Here is a 15,816-nt window from a genome sequence, read left to right as displayed (position 1 = left end):
TTTAAAAGTTAAATAAGTTATGATGATTCTTGTCTTAAATGAATACAGTCTGGTAATGATGGCAGAGAGGTCACACCCGTTCCCATACCGAACACGGAAGTTAAGCTCTCTAGCGCCGATGGTAGTTGGGACCTTGTCCCTGTGAGAGTAGGACGTTGCCAGGCTATTTATATCATCGCGGGGTGGAGCAGCACGGTAGCTCGTCGGGCTCATAACCCGAAGGTCGCAGGTTCAAATCCTGTCCCCGCAACCAAATGGTCCCGTGGTGTAGTGGTTAACATGCCTGCCTGTCACGCAGGAGATCGCCGGTTCGACCCCGGTCGGGACCGCCATTTTATATAAAGAAAAGAACGAAACATGTTGTTTCGTATTTTTTTATTTGTTTTAACAAAAAACTAATAAAGACAGTCAAACTATCCTTAGGAAAACTCCTAAGGACTTTTTTATATATTCAAAACCTGTATAATAAAGAGCAGAGAACATTGTGAGTAAAGTAGGTGAAGTCTGTGAGTAAATATGAAATAACAACAAACTCTTCTGAGGAAACACAAAGATTATCAGAAAAACTAGGTGGACTTGTCGGGGCACAAGATGTAATTATTTTAGAAGGAGATCTAGGGGCTGGTAAGACAACTTTTACAAAAGGACTAGCAAAAGGTCTTGGAGTGAAAAGAGTTGTAAATAGTCCAACCTTTAATATTATTAAAGAATATAAAGGGAGATTGCCGCTATATCATATGGACGTGTATCGCTTAGCAGAAAGTGAAGAGGACTTAGGTTTTGATGAGTATTTCTACGGTGAAGGAATTACTGTAGTAGAATGGGCTCATTTAATAGAAGCATTTTTACCGAATGAGAAGTTACAAATTAGTTTATTCCATGCTGGAGATGATACAAGGAAAATTGTACTCGAGCCAATTGGAGATCGATATATTAGATTATGTGAGGAGCTATTACAAGATGAAAGTACTAGCAATTGATACTTCAAATTACGTAATGGGTGTATCCCTTATTGAGGAAGGAAACGTAATTGGGGAAATCATTACAAACTTAACAAAAAACCATTCTGTACGTCTTATGCCAGCTGTAGAGAAATTGTTAAAAGAATGTGGTGTAAAACCGAAAGAATTAACTAAAATAGTTGTAGCTGCTGGACCTGGATCATATACAGGTGTTCGCATAGGTGTGACAGTTGCAAAAACATTAGCTTGGTCACTTCAAATACCAATTGTAGGTGTATCAAGTTTAGAAGTAGTGGCTGCAAACGGTGCTAATTTTGATGGATTAATCTGTCCTTTATTCGATGGAAGACGCGGACAAATTTATACTGGGTTATATACATATGAAGGAGAGCATTTAACTTCTATAGAAGAAGACCGAATCATCCTTATTGTAGACTGGTTGCAAATGTTAAAAGATACAGGAAAGCCTGTTTTATTTATTGGTAACGATGTTAAACTGCACAAAGAGACGATTATCGAACATTTAGGCAACCAAGCTGTATTTGCTCCCTTCACTAAAAATAACCCAAGACCAAGTGAGTTAGCTTTCTTAGGGTTACAAAAAGAAGAACAAGATGTACATTCATTTGTTCCTAGTTATCTTCGTTTAGCTGAAGCTGAAACAAAGTGGTTAGAAAGTCAAAACAAGTAGGAGCTTGCAGAAGATGGATATGATATTTAGAAAGATGGAACTCGATGATATCGCTCAAATTGTAGCTATTGAAGAAGCGTCTTTTTCAACTCCTTGGACTGCAGATGCCTTTCACCGTGAGTTAACGACGAATGAACATGCACATTATGTTGTGCTAGAAAAAGATGGTCGTGTAATTGGGTATTGTGGATTGTGGATAATTATTGATGAATCACATATAACAAATGTAGCTATTTTGCCAGAATACAGAGGTCAAAAGCTAGGGGATGCTTTATTGAAAGAAGTTATTTCCGAAGCGAAAGATTTAGGGGTAAAAACGATGACGCTTGAAGTACGTGTATCAAATGAAGTAGCAAAACAGTTATACAGAAAATACGGATTTCAAAATGGTGGAATTCGTAAACGATACTATGCAGACAATCAGGAAGATGGTCTCGTAATGTGGGTGAATATATAATGGAAAAAAATACGATTATACTTGGTATTGAAACAAGTTGTGATGAAACAGCAGTAGCAGTTGTTAAAAATGGAACGGAAATTATTGCGAATGTCGTTGCATCACAAATTGAAAGTCATAAACGTTTTGGCGGAGTTGTACCAGAGATTGCATCCCGTCATCATGTAGAAGAAATTACAGTTGTGTTAGAAGAAGCTTTAAAAGAAGCAAATATCACATTTGATGATATTGATGCAATTGCTGTAACAGAAGGACCTGGGTTAGTAGGAGCGCTTTTAATAGGGGTAAATGCAGCGAAAGCAGTGGCTTTTGCACATGATATTCCTCTAGTGGGTGTTCATCATATAGCTGGGCACATTTATGCGAACCGTTTAGTAAAAGAAGTTCAATTCCCACTACTATCACTTGTTGTATCTGGTGGACATACGGAGCTTGTTTATATGAAAGAACATGGTTCATTCGAAGTGATTGGTGAAACAAGAGATGATGCAGCTGGAGAGGCATATGATAAAGTAGCTCGAACATTATCCATGCCATATCCAGGTGGTCCTCACATTGATCGCCTTGCACATGAAGGGGAACCGACAATCGATTTGCCTCGTGCATGGCTAGAACCTGATTCGTATGATTTCAGTTTCAGTGGATTGAAATCAGCAGTTATCAACACTGTGCATAACGCGAAACAACGCGGGATAGAAATTGCACCGGAAGATTTAGCAGCAAGTTTCCAAGCGAGTGTAATAGATGTGCTTGTAACGAAAGCATCTCGTGCAGCAGAAGCGTATAACGTAAAGCAACTGCTTCTTGCTGGTGGAGTAGCTGCGAATAAAGGACTTCGCGCACGTTTGGAAGCGGAATTTGCGACAAAAGAAAATATCGAGCTAATTATTCCTCCACTATCTTTATGTACCGATAATGCAGCGATGATTGCAGCCGCAGGTACAATTGCATATGAACAAGGAAAACGTGCTACATTAGCTCTAAATGCAAATCCAGGATTAGATATTGAAGAATAGTTATGCACAAAATTAACCACAGCTTGTGGATAAAACCCATATTATCTGTTGATAATGTGGGTTTTATTGTGTATATAAAATGTTGATAACTTTTTTGGAAGTTGTGGATAATGTGGAAAAGTTATTTTGGGGTTTATTTTATAAAGGTGGATATGTGTATAAACCTGTGGATAAAGCAGAAGAAGTCTGACCTTTGAATGTATTCTTTTTTGGGAAATAAATCGCAAGAAGATATCTCTAAAAAACATTTTGAAATGTCCCCTTATTATAGGGGCGAGCCAACATTGTCAAACTTTGTCGGTAAATCGGTATGTCGTGTCGAATCGTTTATACCCCAGCTAGAAGATAAAAAGGATGTCGCATAGTCAAAAATCCCGACTTATGAGACATCCTTCTTATTCATACTCTTATAAATGTAATTCTTCCCATTCTGCCATACAAGCATCAAGTTGCTCTTGTAGTGTTTGTTTTTTCGTTGTAATTTCACTAGCCTTTTCATAATCTGCGTATATTTCTGGTAAGCAAAGTTGATCTTCTAACGTAGCAATTTCTTCTTCAAATTCTACAATATTTTGTTCTAGTTCCTCAATTTTTCGAGTGCGTTGACGTTCTAATTGTTTACGCTCTTTTTCTTCGAGATAATTTAATTTTTCTTGAGCTACAGTTTTTTGAACAGGTGCTTGGTTTTCTTGCTGTTCTTGTTGTTCAAATGCTGCACGTTCAATCATTTCATTTTTCTTCTCCACATAGTAATCGTAATCGCCTAAATACTCTTGTGCACCTTCTGTTGACAACTCAACAACGGTCGTCGTTACACGATTAATAAAGTAGCGGTCATGTGAAACAAATAGAAGGGTGCCTGGATAATCAATTAAAGCATTCTCCAAAATTTCTTTACTATTTAAATCAAGATGGTTCGTAGGTTCATCGAGAATTAATAAATTTGATTTTTGCATCATAAGTTTTGCAAGAGCTAATCGAGCTTTTTGTCCACCACTAAGAGAAGATACTGGTTTTAGTACATCATCCCCTGTGAATAAGAAGTTACCTAATATCGTGCGAATTTCTTTTTCGGGCTGCAATGGATATTCATCCCATAACTCATTTAAAACTCGCTTAGAAGATGTTAAGTTTGCTTGTTCTTGATCATAATAACCAACAGATACATTGGATCCGAAAGAAACATCACCATTTAATAGTGGTAACTTATTCACAAGTGATTTTAATAATGTGGATTTCCCAATTCCGTTTGGACCAACTAAAGCAACGCTATCCCCGCGAGTTAAGCGCATAGTTACATGTTCAATAATCGGATCATCATCATAGCCGATAGTTGCATCCTTTACTTGTAAAACATCATTTCCACTTTGTTTTTCGATATCGAAGTGGAAGGATGCTGACTTAGAATCACCTAATGGTCTAGTCAATAATTCCATTCTATCTAATTGTTTACGACGGCTTTGAGCACGTTTTGTCGTAGATGCGCGCGCTATATTTTTTTGAACGAAATCCTCAAGCTTAGCGATTTCATCTTGTTGTTTTTCATAACGTTTCATGTCTTGCTCGTATAATGCTGATTTTAAGTCTAAATATTTACTGTAGTTACCAACAAATCGTCTGCTTTCTTTATTCGAAATTTCATATACTTGTGTAATGAGTTTATCTAAGAAATAACGGTCATGGGAAACGATTAGTATTGCGCCAGGATAGCCTTGTAAATATTGTTCAAGCCATGTTAATGTTTCGATGTCTAAATGGTTTGTAGGCTCGTCCAAAATAAGTAGGTCTGGTTTCGTTAATAATAATTTACCAAGAGCTAATCGTGTTTTTTGTCCACCGCTTAATGTAGAAATCGTCGTCTGGTGCGTTTCAACTGGGAAGCCAAGACCACTTAAAATAGAGCGAATATCTGCTTCATATTGATATCCACCTTGATCTTTATAATCTAATTGCAATTGGTCATAATCAGCTAATAATCTTTCATATGTAGCCTCGTTTGAAAAGTTTTCTTCTTTTCCCATCTCTTGCTCTAGCCTTCGAAGTTTTGTCTCCATTTGCTGCAAGTGTGTAAAGACGGTTAACATTTCATCCCAAATTGTTAAAGACGTTTCTAACCCGGTATTTTGGGCTAAATATCCGATTGAGACATCTTTTGGTTTTATAATTTCGCCACCATCATGAGATAGCTCACCAGCTATTATTTTTAATAGTGTAGATTTTCCGGCCCCATTTCGTCCGACTAATGCGATACGATCTTTCGTTTGAACTTCCAATTTTATGTTTGCAAGAATCGTTTCGGCACCATATAATTTCGTAAGCGCGTTTACTTGTAATAAAATCAATGTTTTCACCTCAAATAATTTCTTAACTTTGCCATGTTTATATTTCTCAATCATACTAAAAATAGTGTATAGTTTAAAATAAAGAGAGAATACTTCTTCTCTTTATTATACAGGGAAATTCATGAGTGCTAAACTTCTGTATTTGATTCAAGTATATGAATAAAGATAGGAAGAGAGGAGAGGTTATATGGAGCAGCAAAAAATTCCACAGGCCACTGCCAAACGATTGCCTCTATACTATCGATTTATCCAAAACTTATCTCTTTCTGGTAAGCAACGTGTTTCATCAGCCGAATTGAGTGAAGCGGTAAAAGTTGATTCCGCAACGATTCGAAGAGATTTTTCATATTTTGGAGCGTTAGGGAAAAAAGGTTATGGATATAACGTAAATTATTTATTATCATTTTTCCGTGAAACACTCGACCAAGATGATATAACACGTGTAGCACTTATTGGAGTAGGTAATTTAGGGACCGCTTTCTTACATTATAATTTCACGAAAAACAATAATACAAAAATTGAAATGGCGTTTGATGTTAGTGAAGAGAAAGTCGGGACAGAAATCGGGGGCATTCCTGTATATCATTTAGATGAATTAGAAGAACGTTTATCAACTGATATACAAGTGGCAATATTAACAGTACCCGCTACAGTAGCACAATCTGTAGCAGATAGATTGGCAGAAACGAACGTGCATGGTATTTTAAATTTCACACCAGCGCGCTTAAATGTGTCAGATAATATAAGAATTCACCATATTGATTTAGCGGTAGAGTTACAAACACTTGTTTACTTTTTAAAGAATTATCCACAATAAAACGCAGAGGAAGCGACCTCTGCGTTTTATTATTGTTTTTTCTTTGTGAATTTAACTAAGATAAGGCGAAGTGCCAAATTAAAATCAATTGTTGCCATAACTGCAAATAGTATTGTCCACATATTCCAGATTGTATCTGTTACATTCGTAATGGCGAAGCGTGTAAAGATACATCCTAGAAGGAAGTACAATGCAGCCATGAACAATGGTGAGTTCCTCATACTAAAAATCCTCCGATAAAGCCTTGCATTTTTTCAGCTTCTTTAATCATTTCTTGAATTTGTTCATTGCTCATTAAAACTTGAGCAACTGCAACTAATGTATTCATTGCAACATGAGCTGCGATAGGGACGATAATACGCTTCGTTTTTACATATAAAAAGGCGAATACGAGTCCCATAGAAGTGTATACCAATAAGTGAGTGAAATCAAAATGAATTGCTGCGAATACAAGAGAACTAATGATAGCAGCAATAAAGAAGTTAAACTTCTTATAAAGTGTACCAAATAAAATTTTTCTAAATACGATTTCTTCCAAAATAGGTCCTATTATAGAGATAACGATAAGGAACCAAGGTGTCGTTTTTGCGATATCCATAAGTCTTGCTGTATTTTCTGATCCAGGTTTAATTCCTAATACACGCATTTCTATCATACCGGCAATACTTTGTGAGAAAAATGCTAGGAAGAACCCGATAAAAATCCAACCAATCGTAGCTGGAACAGTAGAGCGCATTGTATCTAAACGTCTGTCACGAATATCCGTTCTAAGTAACCAAAGTACGATACATAATGCAATAAAGAAGCTAATGATTGCCCAGTGGCCAGTTATGAGTTGAAATTTCTCTTCTCTAGTAAATCCCCTGTTATCATAAAGTCCAGTTTTCAGCAGAAGTGGTAATCCAGCAATGGATGATAACTGCATTAAAATGTATGTAACGATAACCCACCAATATTGTTTTTTCAAATGGTTTAACCATCCTTTCTAACTCTAGTGTATGAGATAAGGTAGGATAACATGTAAGTATGCTACCTACGATATAAACCTCGCTTAAATTATGTTTTTTTCGTAAATCCTTATTTGAAATTATAATAGAAGACAGGAGAAAGTTGTGTGTATAGCGAAAACAACTTAGGGTGTCCTTTCATATTGTAACATACGAGTAGGGGAAACAACGATTCATATAGTAAAGGTAGAAGAAGAGGGACTCTATATAGAAAAGTGTATAGCTTAATTTGCGAAAAAATTATGATTTTTTTACTTGCAAAAGAAATTGAGATTATTTATTATTATAAGTGTGTTAGCACTCGGGTGACTTGAGTGCTAATAAATAAAATTTACATAACAAAATGAGGAGGTTATTGTTCATGCTAAAGCCATTAGGTGATCGCGTTGTAATTGAGCTTGTTCAAGCAGAAGAAAAAACAGCAAGTGGTATTGTATTACCAGACACTGCAAAAGAAAAACCACAAGAGGGTAAAGTTATTGCAGTAGGTACTGGTCGAGTGCTTGAAAATGGTGAGCGTGTTGCTCTAGAGGTAGCTGCAGGTGATCTTATCATCTTCTCAAAATATGCAGGTACTGAAGTAAAATATGAAGGTACTGACTACTTGATTTTACGTGAAAGTGACATTTTAGCAGTTATCGGTTAATTATATAAATCTTAAAAAATTCAAGGGGGTCAATTATTATGGCAAAAGATATTAAATTTAGTGAAGAAGCACGTCGTTCGATGCTTCGCGGTGTCGACACTCTTGCAAACGCAGTAAAAGTAACGCTTGGACCAAAAGGTCGTAACGTTGTACTTGAGAAAAAATTTGGTTCACCACTTATTACAAATGATGGTGTAACAATCGCAAAAGAAATCGAATTAGAAGATGCATTCGAAAACATGGGTGCAAAATTAGTAGCAGAAGTTGCTAGCAAAACAAATGATGTAGCTGGTGACGGAACAACAACTGCAACTGTATTAGCACAAGCTATGATTCGTGAAGGTCTTAAAAACGTAACAGCTGGTGCGAACCCAATGGGTCTTCGTAAAGGTATCGAAAAAGCTGTTACTGCTGCAATTGCAGAATTAAAAGAGATTTCTAAACCAATCGAAGGCAAATCTTCTATCGCACAAGTAGCTGCTATTTCTGCAGCTGACGAAGAAGTAGGTCAATTAATCGCTGAAGCAATGGAGCGCGTTGGTAACGACGGCGTTATTACTTTAGAAGAATCTAAAGGATTTACAACAGAATTAGACGTAGTAGAAGGTATGCAATTTGATCGTGGATATGCATCTCCTTACATGATTACTGATTCTGACAAAATGGAAGCAGTTCTTGATAACCCATACATCTTAATTACTGATAAGAAGATTTCTAACATCCAAGAAATCTTACCAGTATTAGAGCAAGTGGTACAACAAGGTAAACCACTTCTTATCATCGCTGAAGACGTAGAAGGCGAAGCTTTAGCTACATTAGTAGTGAACAAACTTCGTGGTACATTCAATGTAGTAGCTGTTAAAGCTCCTGGATTTGGTGACCGTCGTAAAGCAATGCTAGAAGATATCGCAATCTTAACTGGTGGCGAAGTAATCACTGAAGAATTAGGTCGTGACTTAAAATCTGCTACAATTGAATCTTTAGGACGCGCTGGTAAAGTTGTTGTAACGAAAGAAAACACAACTGTAGTTGAAGGTATCGGAAATTCACAACAAATCGAAGCTCGCATCGGTCAAATCCGCGCGCAATTAGAAGAAACTACTTCTGAATTCGATCGTGAAAAATTACAAGAGCGTCTTGCAAAACTTGCAGGTGGCGTAGCAGTAATTAAAGTAGGTGCAGCAACTGAAACTGAGTTAAAAGAGCGCAAACTTCGCATTGAAGATGCACTTAACTCAACTCGTGCAGCAGTAGAAGAAGGTATCGTTGCAGGTGGTGGTACTTCACTTATGAACGTATACACGAAAGTAGCTTCTATCGTAGCTGAAGGCGACGAAGCAACAGGTATCAACATCGTACTTCGCGCACTAGAAGAGCCAGTTCGTCAAATCGCAATCAACGCTGGTCTAGAAGGATCTGTAGTTGTAGAGCGTCTAAAAGGCGAAAAAGTAGGCGTTGGTTTCAACGCAGCTACTGGCGAGTGGGTTAACATGCTTGAAACTGGTATCGTAGATCCAGCTAAAGTAACTCGTTCTGCACTTCAAAACGCAGCATCTGTTGCAGCTATGTTCTTAACGACTGAAGCTGTAGTTGCTGACAAGCCAGAACCAAATGCACCAGCAATGCCTGACATGGGCGGCATGGGCATGGGCGGTATGGGCGGAATGATGTAATTCCGTTTGCTCGAAAAACATCCATTTCTATATAGAAATGGATGTTTTTTTATGTTTTTTAGAAAAGGAAATTAATTTCTGTAGAATTTTGTCGCTTTCTCTCTTGACCATATCGATACTTCATTGTTAGAATCTAGGGAGATAATATAAAAAAATCCTTCATATATCCTCGATGATATGGTTTGAGAGTCTCTACCGGGTTACCGTAAACAACCTGACTATGAAGGCAGTGCGTCGTATATTTATAAAGAGCGGAAGACTATCTTTCTTTATAAAGCCAGACCCCTGCCTTTTCTTTGTTATGAGACTAGAGGCGGAGGACTGGCTTTTTTTATTATATTAGTAATGCTTTTTGCCTAATTGGTAAAAATATTTATATACGAGAACTAACGTTGGGGTGATTATTTTGAAGAAGCAGCATGATACAATTATCGTTTTAGATTTTGGGAGTCAGTACAATCAGTTAATAGCACGTCGAATTCGTGAGTTCGGTGTATACAGTGAACTTCATCCACATACAATTACTGCAGAAGAAATTAAAGCAATGAATCCAAAAGGGATTATCTTCTCTGGTGGACCAAATAGTGTATACGGTGAAGGCGCATTACATTGTGATGAAAAAATCTTTGAACTAGGATTACCGATCTTTGGTATTTGTTACGGTATGCAGCTTATGACGCAACACTTCGGTGGGAAAGTAGAACGTGCAAACCACCGTGAGTACGGAAAAGCTGTTCTTAAAGTAGAGAACGAATCAAAATTATATGCGAACCTTCCAGAAGAGCAAGTTGTATGGATGAGCCATGGTGACTTAGTAACTGGTTTACCTGAAGGATTCGTAGTAGATGCAACAAGTGAGTCTTGTCCAATTGCTGGTATGAGCAATGAAGACAAAAACTTATACGGTGTACAATTCCACCCAGAAGTACGTCATTCTGAGCACGGTAACGATTTAATTAAAAACTTCGTATTCGGCGTATGTGGTTGTTCTGAAGGATGGAACATGGAGAACTTTATCGAAGTAGAATTAGAGAAAATCCGTGAAACTGTTGGAGACAAAAAAGTACTATGCGCACTTAGCGGCGGTGTAGACTCTTCTGTTGTAGCGGTATTAATTCATAAAGCAATCGGCGATCAATTAACATGTATTTTCGTTGACCACGGCTTACTTCGCAAAGGTGAAGCAGAAGGCGTTATGAAAACATTCAGCGAAGGCTTCCACATGAACGTTATTAAAGTGGATGCACAAGAACGCTTCATGAACAAGTTAAAAGGTGTAGAAGATCCAGAACAAAAACGTAAAATCATCGGTAATGAATTCATTTACGTATTTGATGATGAAGCTTCTAAATTACAAGGAATGGACTTCCTAGCGCAAGGTACACTTTATACAGACATCGTTGAAAGTGGTACAGCAACTGCACAAACAATTAAATCTCACCATAACGTTGGTGGTCTTCCAGAAGACATGCAGTTCAAATTAATTGAGCCTTTAAACACGTTATTTAAAGATGAAGTACGTGTATTAGGATCAGAACTAGGAATTCCTGATGAAATCGTATGGCGTCAACCATTCCCAGGCCCTGGTCTTGGTATTCGTGTATTAGGTGAAATCACAGAAGAGAAATTAGAAATCGTTCGTGAATCTGATGCGATTTTACGTGAAGAAATTATTAAAGCGGGCTTAGACCGCGAAGTTTGGCAATACTTCACTGCGCTTCCTGGTATGCGTAGCGTAGGTGTTATGGGTGATGAGCGTACTTACGATTACACAGTAGGTATCCGCGCAGTAACATCTATCGACGGTATGACAGCTGACTGGGCACGTATCCCTTGGGACGTATTAGAGAAAATCTCTGTACGTATCGTAAACGAAGTAAAACACGTTAACCGTATCGTGTATGATATAACAAGTAAGCCACCAGCAACTATCGAGTGGGAATAGTATTATAAAAAAAGATCCATCTATTGCTCATGCATAGATGGATCTTTTGTGTTTTGCTCTTAATACGAACGAAAATGCAAAAGTTTGTAAAAATGTTCGTTTTTAAATTGACAAAACTACTTCATCGAGTTAATATGAGTATGTAATTCAAACGAAAAGTGAATATTATGCCGTCGTATAATATCGGGGATATGGCCCGAAAGTTTCTACCTAGCTACCGTAAATGGCTTGACTACGAGGCGTTTAGATAAAGATGAGGGTAAACTTGTCTTTATTCATAGAACGCTTCCATGTATATGCAATGGAAGCCTTTTTTATTTTTAATAGATAAAAGAGGGCTAGGGAGATTACGGCGAGTAATCATATAACGGGGGAAACGTAAGATGAAACGCTATTTTCAGTTTGATGAACTCGGTACAAATTATAAAACAGAGTTCATAGCAGGTTTAACGACATTTTTATCTATGGCTTATGTACTATTTGTCAATCCTGCTACGCTGTCACTTGGAAATGTTAAAGGGTTACCAGCAGGTACAGGAATGGATCCGGGTGCAGTATTCGTTGCTACAGCATTAGCAGCAGCGATTGGTTCGTTAATTATGGGGATATTCGCGAAGTATCCGATTGCTTTGGCGCCGGGTATGGGAATTAACGCGTTCTTTGCTTATACGGCAGTGTTAACGATGGGTATTCCATGGCAGACAGCAATTGCTGGAACGTTAATGTCAGGTATTATCTTTATTATTCTTACAGCTTCAGGTATTCGTGAAAAAATCATTAATGCAATTCCATCAGAGTTAAAGTTTGCAGTAGCGGCAGGTATCGGATTATTCATTGCTTTCCTTGGATTCCAAAATGCCGGAATTATCGTGAAAAATGATGCTGTTCTTGTTGGATTGGGGGATTTAACAAAGGGCACAACGTTACTAGCAATCTTCGGGGTTGTTACTACAATCATCTTCATGATTAAGAAAGTTAATGGTGCAGTGTTCTACGGTATGATTCTTACAGCAATTTTAGGAGTAGCGACAGGATTAATTGATACTCCAAAAGCTGTAGTGGGAGCAATACCGAGTCTAGAACCAACGTTCGGTGTGGCGTTAACTCACTTCGGAGATATTTTCACTGTTCAAATGGTGATTGTTATTATAACGTTCTTCTTTATCGATTTCTTTGATACAGCAGGTACACTTGTAGCGGTTGCGAATCAAGCTGGATTAATGAAGAACAATAAATTACCACGTGCAGGAAAGGCGTTATTTGCAGATGCGATTGCAACTGTAATCGGTGCAATCTTAGGTACATCAACAACAACGTCTTACATTGAATCTTCTGCTGGGGTAGCAGCGGGTGGACGTTCTGGATTTACAGCAGTTGTAACAGCAGGATTCTTCTTGCTGGCACTATTCTTCTCGCCATTATTAAGCGTTGTAACACCAGCTGTAACAGCGCCAGCATTAATTATTGTAGGGATCTTGATGGTTTCATCTTTAGGCGAAATTGATTGGAAGAAATTCGAGATTGCAGTACCAGCATTCTTTACAATCATTTCAATGCCACTTACGTATAGTATTGCGACAGGGATTGCAATCGGGTTTATCTTCTATCCAATTACAATGGTAGTAAGTGGTCGTCGTAAAGAGATTCATCCAATTATGTATGTTATGGGAGTTTTATTCGTACTATATTTCATCTACGTTCGTAAATAAAAGGGGTTTTTTGAAAGGTCTAGACTTAAGGGGAGTCTAGACCTTTTTTGCGTCTTCAGAAAATCTTAAGGATTTCCGAGCGTTTTTCTTCAGAAGTTTTCCTATAATAGAAGTTAGGGATTAAAAAAGTGATGGGGGAGATATTGTGGCGCACGAAACAATACTTGTCGTAGATGATGAAAAAGAAATTAGAAATCTTATTACAATCTATTTAAAGAATGAAGGATATAAAGTGTTGCAAGCAGGAGACGGAGAAGAAGGATTACGTTTACTAGAAGAAAATGAAGTACATCTAGTCGTATTAGATATTATGATGCCAAAGGTAGATGGTATTCATATGTGTATGAAAGTAAGAGAATCGAAAGAAATGCCGATTATTATGCTTTCTGCAAAAACGCAAGATATGGATAAAATCTTAGGATTAACAACAGGTGCAGATGATTACGTAACGAAACCATTTAATCCGTTAGAGTTAATCGCAAGGATTAAATCTCAGTTACGTCGTTATATGAAGATGAATGGTTTTGCCCTTCAAAATGAGGACGAGCTAGAAATTGGAGAGATGAAAATAAACATCTCAACCCATACAGTCATTGTAGATGGAGAAGAAGTGAAACTGACTCCGAGGGAATTTTCGATTTTAGAATTACTAGCTCGTAATCCGGGGATGGTCTTTAGCGCGGAACAAATTTATGAAAAGGTTTGGAACGAAAGATCTTTCCAGTCGGATAACACGGTAATGGTTCATATTCGGAAAGTGCGTGAAAAGATTGAGGAGAATCCAAGGAAGCCAATATATATAAAAACAGTATGGGGAGTGGGGTATAAGATTGAAAAAGATATTTAATCCATTTACTTATGTTAGGAAATTTCGAGAATTAATTGGAAAGATAATGAAGAGTGTGAAACGGAGTGTGCGAATTCAACTTATTACTGCATTTACCGCTTGTGCGTTATTAGGTCTTTTGTCAGCAAAGGCAGCAGCGCCGTTTTTTGAGAATGCGAATCGGAAGGCGACGATCGATTATCGGGCTGGTATGGAGGAGATTAATCAACAAGCTCAAGGAGCGGCAAATAGTTCGGTTCATGAAAATAAATTAGAAGCTATATCCGATATGATCGAAAGGGAGAACCAAAGTTTAGAGCGAGGACCTAGAGCTTTAAAAATATTGGTTACTGACGAGAGCGGTAAAGTTTTATATAAAACGAAGCAGGCACAAGAAGAACAAATTGATTTGCATAATACGATTCGTAATGCAGCATCATTTGCGATCAACTATTCAAATGGCCAAGATGTATTTGAAAGTACAAGAAAAGAATTTATAGCTTTTGCACCTATTACAATAGAAGATAAGAATTTATACATGTTTGTTAGTGGGATTCCAGAAGGTGAAGTAATATATGATACGCAAGAAGGGCCGTTTCCATTTTGCATAGGTGTACTCGTATTTATTTTCTCTTTCTTCTATATAACAAAGAGAAAGATGAAGCAAATTGAAGCGATGGCACAAGGTGTAAAGGAAATAGAAAAAGGCAACTTAGCGTATCGTATTGAGAAGAAAGGTGAGGACGAGATTGCGTCTTTAACTGAGAATATTAATAATATGGCAGAAGAGCTTATGAATAATATAGAAAAGGAACGTAAATTAGAGAAGCAAAAGAATGAGCTTATTACGAATGTATCTCACGATTTGCGTACACCACTGACTTCTATTATGGGTTACTTGCGATTACTTCGAGATTCTAAATATGAAAATAAAGAACAACATGATGAGTATACGAGAATTGCTTTTGCGAAGTCGGAGCAGTTAAAGAATTTAATAGAAGATTTATTTGAGTATACGAAGTTAACAAATGAGCAAGTTGTATTAGAAAAACAAGAGGTTTGTATAAATGAGTTATTGGAGCAATTAATAGAAGAGTTAGTACCGCAGGCAGAAGAGCATGGACTTGCGTTTGTTAAGAAGTTTCCTGAGGAACGTGCCTATGCAGCGGTTGATTCGGAAAAGATGGTACGTGTATTTGATAATCTATTAATGAACGCGATTAAGTATAGTAAAGATGATGGGGAGATAAAAGTTTCTCTTCAAAGGCAGCGCCGGGATATACAAATTGTAATTGCGAATCATAGTGAAGAGTTTACGAGAGAAGAGCTAGGGAGTTTGTTTGAACGTTTTTATAAGAAGGATCAATCTAGAAGTAGAGTAACAGAAGGATCGGGACTTGGATTAGCGATTGCGAAAAGTATTGTTGAGCTGCAAGGTGGTAGTATTCGAGCAGAATATGAGGATGGTATTATTCAGTTTATCGTCTCGTTACCAATTATAGAAAAATAATAAATGAATAGAATGATATTTGATAAAAAGGCTTATTTTAAAAGAAATAAGCCTTTTTATATTTTTTTAGAAAAATATGTTGACGATTAGAGTATAGAGGTGTAATATAGGACAAGTCGCCGATGCAATAACGCAGAACGCGGCAAACGAAATGAAAAACTTAGTTGACATTGAAACATGAAGATGTTAACATAAGGGAGTCGCAAATGAGCGAC

At 37.4% G+C, this 15,816-nt stretch carries 14 protein-coding genes, 2 tRNA genes, 1 rRNA gene and 2 riboswitches; of the genes, 14 read left to right on the top strand and 3 right to left on the bottom strand.

What is annotated here, in order from left to right:
- Nucleotides 1-48 precede the first annotated feature (48 nt).
- The 7 genes from rrf to tsaD all read left to right on the top strand — a co-directional run bounded on the left by rrf (nt 49) and on the right by tsaD (nt 3,126).
- Nucleotides 49-164, top strand: a 5S ribosomal RNA gene (gene rrf / locus DM800_RS19785).
- 12 nt (nt 165-176) lie between these two features.
- Nucleotides 177-253, top strand: a tRNA-Met gene (locus DM800_RS19780).
- A gap of 3 nt (nt 254-256) precedes the next feature.
- Nucleotides 257-332: transfer RNA gene (locus DM800_RS19775), tRNA-Asp, on the top strand.
- A 174-nt stretch (nt 333-506) separates the two neighbouring features.
- Nucleotides 507-980 (top strand): tRNA (adenosine(37)-N6)-threonylcarbamoyltransferase complex ATPase subunit type 1 TsaE, encoded by a 474-nt coding sequence (gene tsaE / locus DM800_RS19770; RefSeq protein WP_000049636.1) that lies wholly within the window; start codon nt 507-509, stop codon nt 978-980.
- Nucleotides 961-1,653, top strand: coding sequence for a tRNA (adenosine(37)-N6)-threonylcarbamoyltransferase complex dimerization subunit type 1 TsaB (gene tsaB / locus DM800_RS19765; RefSeq protein ID WP_098133538.1), 693 nt, complete (start codon nt 961-963; stop codon nt 1,651-1,653). Before tsaE ends, tsaB begins: the two co-directional genes overlap by 20 nt.
- A 13-nt stretch (nt 1,654-1,666) precedes the next feature.
- Nucleotides 1,667-2,110 (top strand): ribosomal protein S18-alanine N-acetyltransferase, encoded by a 444-nt coding sequence (rimI, locus tag DM800_RS19760; protein WP_000367200.1) that lies wholly within the window; start codon nt 1,667-1,669, stop codon nt 2,108-2,110.
- On the top strand, nt 2,110-3,126 hold the full coding sequence (gene tsaD / locus DM800_RS19755) for a tRNA (adenosine(37)-N6)-threonylcarbamoyltransferase complex transferase subunit TsaD (RefSeq protein WP_000414582.1): 1,017 nt from the start codon (nt 2,110-2,112) through the stop codon (nt 3,124-3,126). The genes rimI and tsaD overlap by 1 nt, the downstream gene beginning before the upstream one ends.
- A 407-nt stretch (nt 3,127-3,533) precedes the next feature.
- Here the strand turns inward: tsaD and DM800_RS19750 are convergent, their stop codons facing one another.
- On the bottom strand, nt 3,534-5,468 hold the full coding sequence (locus tag DM800_RS19750) for an ABC-F family ATP-binding cassette domain-containing protein (protein WP_218943201.1): 1,935 nt from the start codon (nt 5,466-5,468) through the stop codon (nt 3,534-3,536).
- Between the two features lie 187 nt (nt 5,469-5,655).
- Here DM800_RS19750 and DM800_RS19745 point away from each other — a divergent pair, with 187 nt between their 5' ends.
- Nucleotides 5,656-6,285: a redox-sensing transcriptional repressor Rex gene (locus DM800_RS19745; RefSeq protein ID WP_000437704.1), complete on the top strand. Its 630-nt coding sequence runs from the start codon at nt 5,656-5,658 to the stop codon at nt 6,283-6,285.
- Between the two features lie 29 nt (nt 6,286-6,314).
- Here the strand turns inward: DM800_RS19745 and DM800_RS19740 are convergent, their stop codons facing one another.
- Nucleotides 6,315-6,506: a YdiK family protein gene (locus DM800_RS19740; protein WP_001246201.1), complete on the bottom strand. Its 192-nt coding sequence runs from the start codon at nt 6,504-6,506 to the stop codon at nt 6,315-6,317.
- On the bottom strand, nt 6,503-7,252 hold the full coding sequence (locus DM800_RS19735) for a CPBP family intramembrane glutamic endopeptidase (RefSeq protein ID WP_087981823.1): 750 nt from the start codon (nt 7,250-7,252) through the stop codon (nt 6,503-6,505). The genes DM800_RS19740 and DM800_RS19735 overlap by 4 nt, the downstream gene beginning before the upstream one ends.
- A gap of 401 nt (nt 7,253-7,653) precedes the next feature.
- Between DM800_RS19735 and groES the strand changes: the two genes are divergently transcribed.
- From groES to DM800_RS19705, 6 genes are all read left to right on the top strand, one after another.
- A complete protein-coding gene (gene groES, locus DM800_RS19730) occupies nt 7,654-7,938 on the top strand; it encodes a co-chaperone GroES (protein ID WP_000917306.1) in 285 nt (94 codons plus the stop codon).
- A 38-nt stretch (nt 7,939-7,976) separates the two neighbouring features.
- Nucleotides 7,977-9,611: a chaperonin GroEL gene (groL, locus tag DM800_RS19725; RefSeq protein ID WP_001029984.1), complete on the top strand. Its 1,635-nt coding sequence runs from the start codon at nt 7,977-7,979 to the stop codon at nt 9,609-9,611.
- Nucleotides 9,612-9,750: 139 nt separating this feature from the next.
- Nucleotides 9,751-9,852: riboswitch (purine riboswitch) on the top strand.
- 165 nt (nt 9,853-10,017) lie between these two features.
- Entirely contained in the window at nt 10,018-11,556 is a 1,539-nt protein-coding gene (gene guaA / locus DM800_RS19720; protein WP_098133539.1) for a glutamine-hydrolyzing GMP synthase, read from the top strand.
- Between the two features lie 153 nt (nt 11,557-11,709).
- Nucleotides 11,710-11,811, top strand: a riboswitch (purine riboswitch).
- Between the two features lie 128 nt (nt 11,812-11,939).
- Nucleotides 11,940-13,265, top strand: coding sequence for an NCS2 family permease (locus tag DM800_RS19715; protein WP_000833097.1), 1,326 nt, complete (start codon nt 11,940-11,942; stop codon nt 13,263-13,265).
- Between the two features lie 145 nt (nt 13,266-13,410).
- The gene (locus DM800_RS19710; RefSeq protein WP_087981820.1) at nt 13,411-14,112 is read left to right on the top strand and encodes a response regulator transcription factor; all 702 of its coding nucleotides are present in this window, start codon (nt 13,411-13,413) and stop codon (nt 14,110-14,112) included.
- Entirely contained in the window at nt 14,096-15,601 is a 1,506-nt protein-coding gene (locus DM800_RS19705; protein WP_087981816.1) for a sensor histidine kinase, read from the top strand. The genes DM800_RS19710 and DM800_RS19705 overlap by 17 nt, the downstream gene beginning before the upstream one ends.
- Nucleotides 15,602-15,816 lie beyond the last annotated feature (215 nt).

Source organism: Bacillus sp. AY18-3 (genome assembly GCF_008042305.1).
GTDB classification, from domain to species: Bacteria; Bacillota; Bacilli; order Bacillales; family Bacillaceae_G; genus Bacillus_A; species Bacillus_A wiedmannii.
This window is presented reverse-complemented; position numbering and strand designations above follow the sequence as displayed.

Coding starts and splice junctions, on each gene's coding strand:
- DM800_RS19745 (WP_000437704.1), top strand. CDS start 5,656: ATGGAGCAGCAAAAAATTCCACAGGCCACTGCCAAACGATTGCCTCTA.
- groL (WP_001029984.1), top strand. CDS start 7,977: ATGGCAAAAGATATTAAATTTAGTGAAGAAGCACGTCGTTCGATGCTT.
- tsaD (WP_000414582.1), top strand. CDS start 2,110: ATGGAAAAAAATACGATTATACTTGGTATTGAAACAAGTTGTGATGAA.
- rimI (WP_000367200.1), top strand. CDS start 1,667: ATGGATATGATATTTAGAAAGATGGAACTCGATGATATCGCTCAAATT.
- tsaB (WP_098133538.1), top strand. CDS start 961: ATGAAAGTACTAGCAATTGATACTTCAAATTACGTAATGGGTGTATCC.
- DM800_RS19740 (WP_001246201.1), bottom strand. CDS start 6,506: ATGAGGAACTCACCATTGTTCATGGCTGCATTGTACTTCCTTCTAGGA.
- DM800_RS19715 (WP_000833097.1), top strand. CDS start 11,940: ATGAAACGCTATTTTCAGTTTGATGAACTCGGTACAAATTATAAAACA.
- groES (WP_000917306.1), top strand. CDS start 7,654: ATGCTAAAGCCATTAGGTGATCGCGTTGTAATTGAGCTTGTTCAAGCA.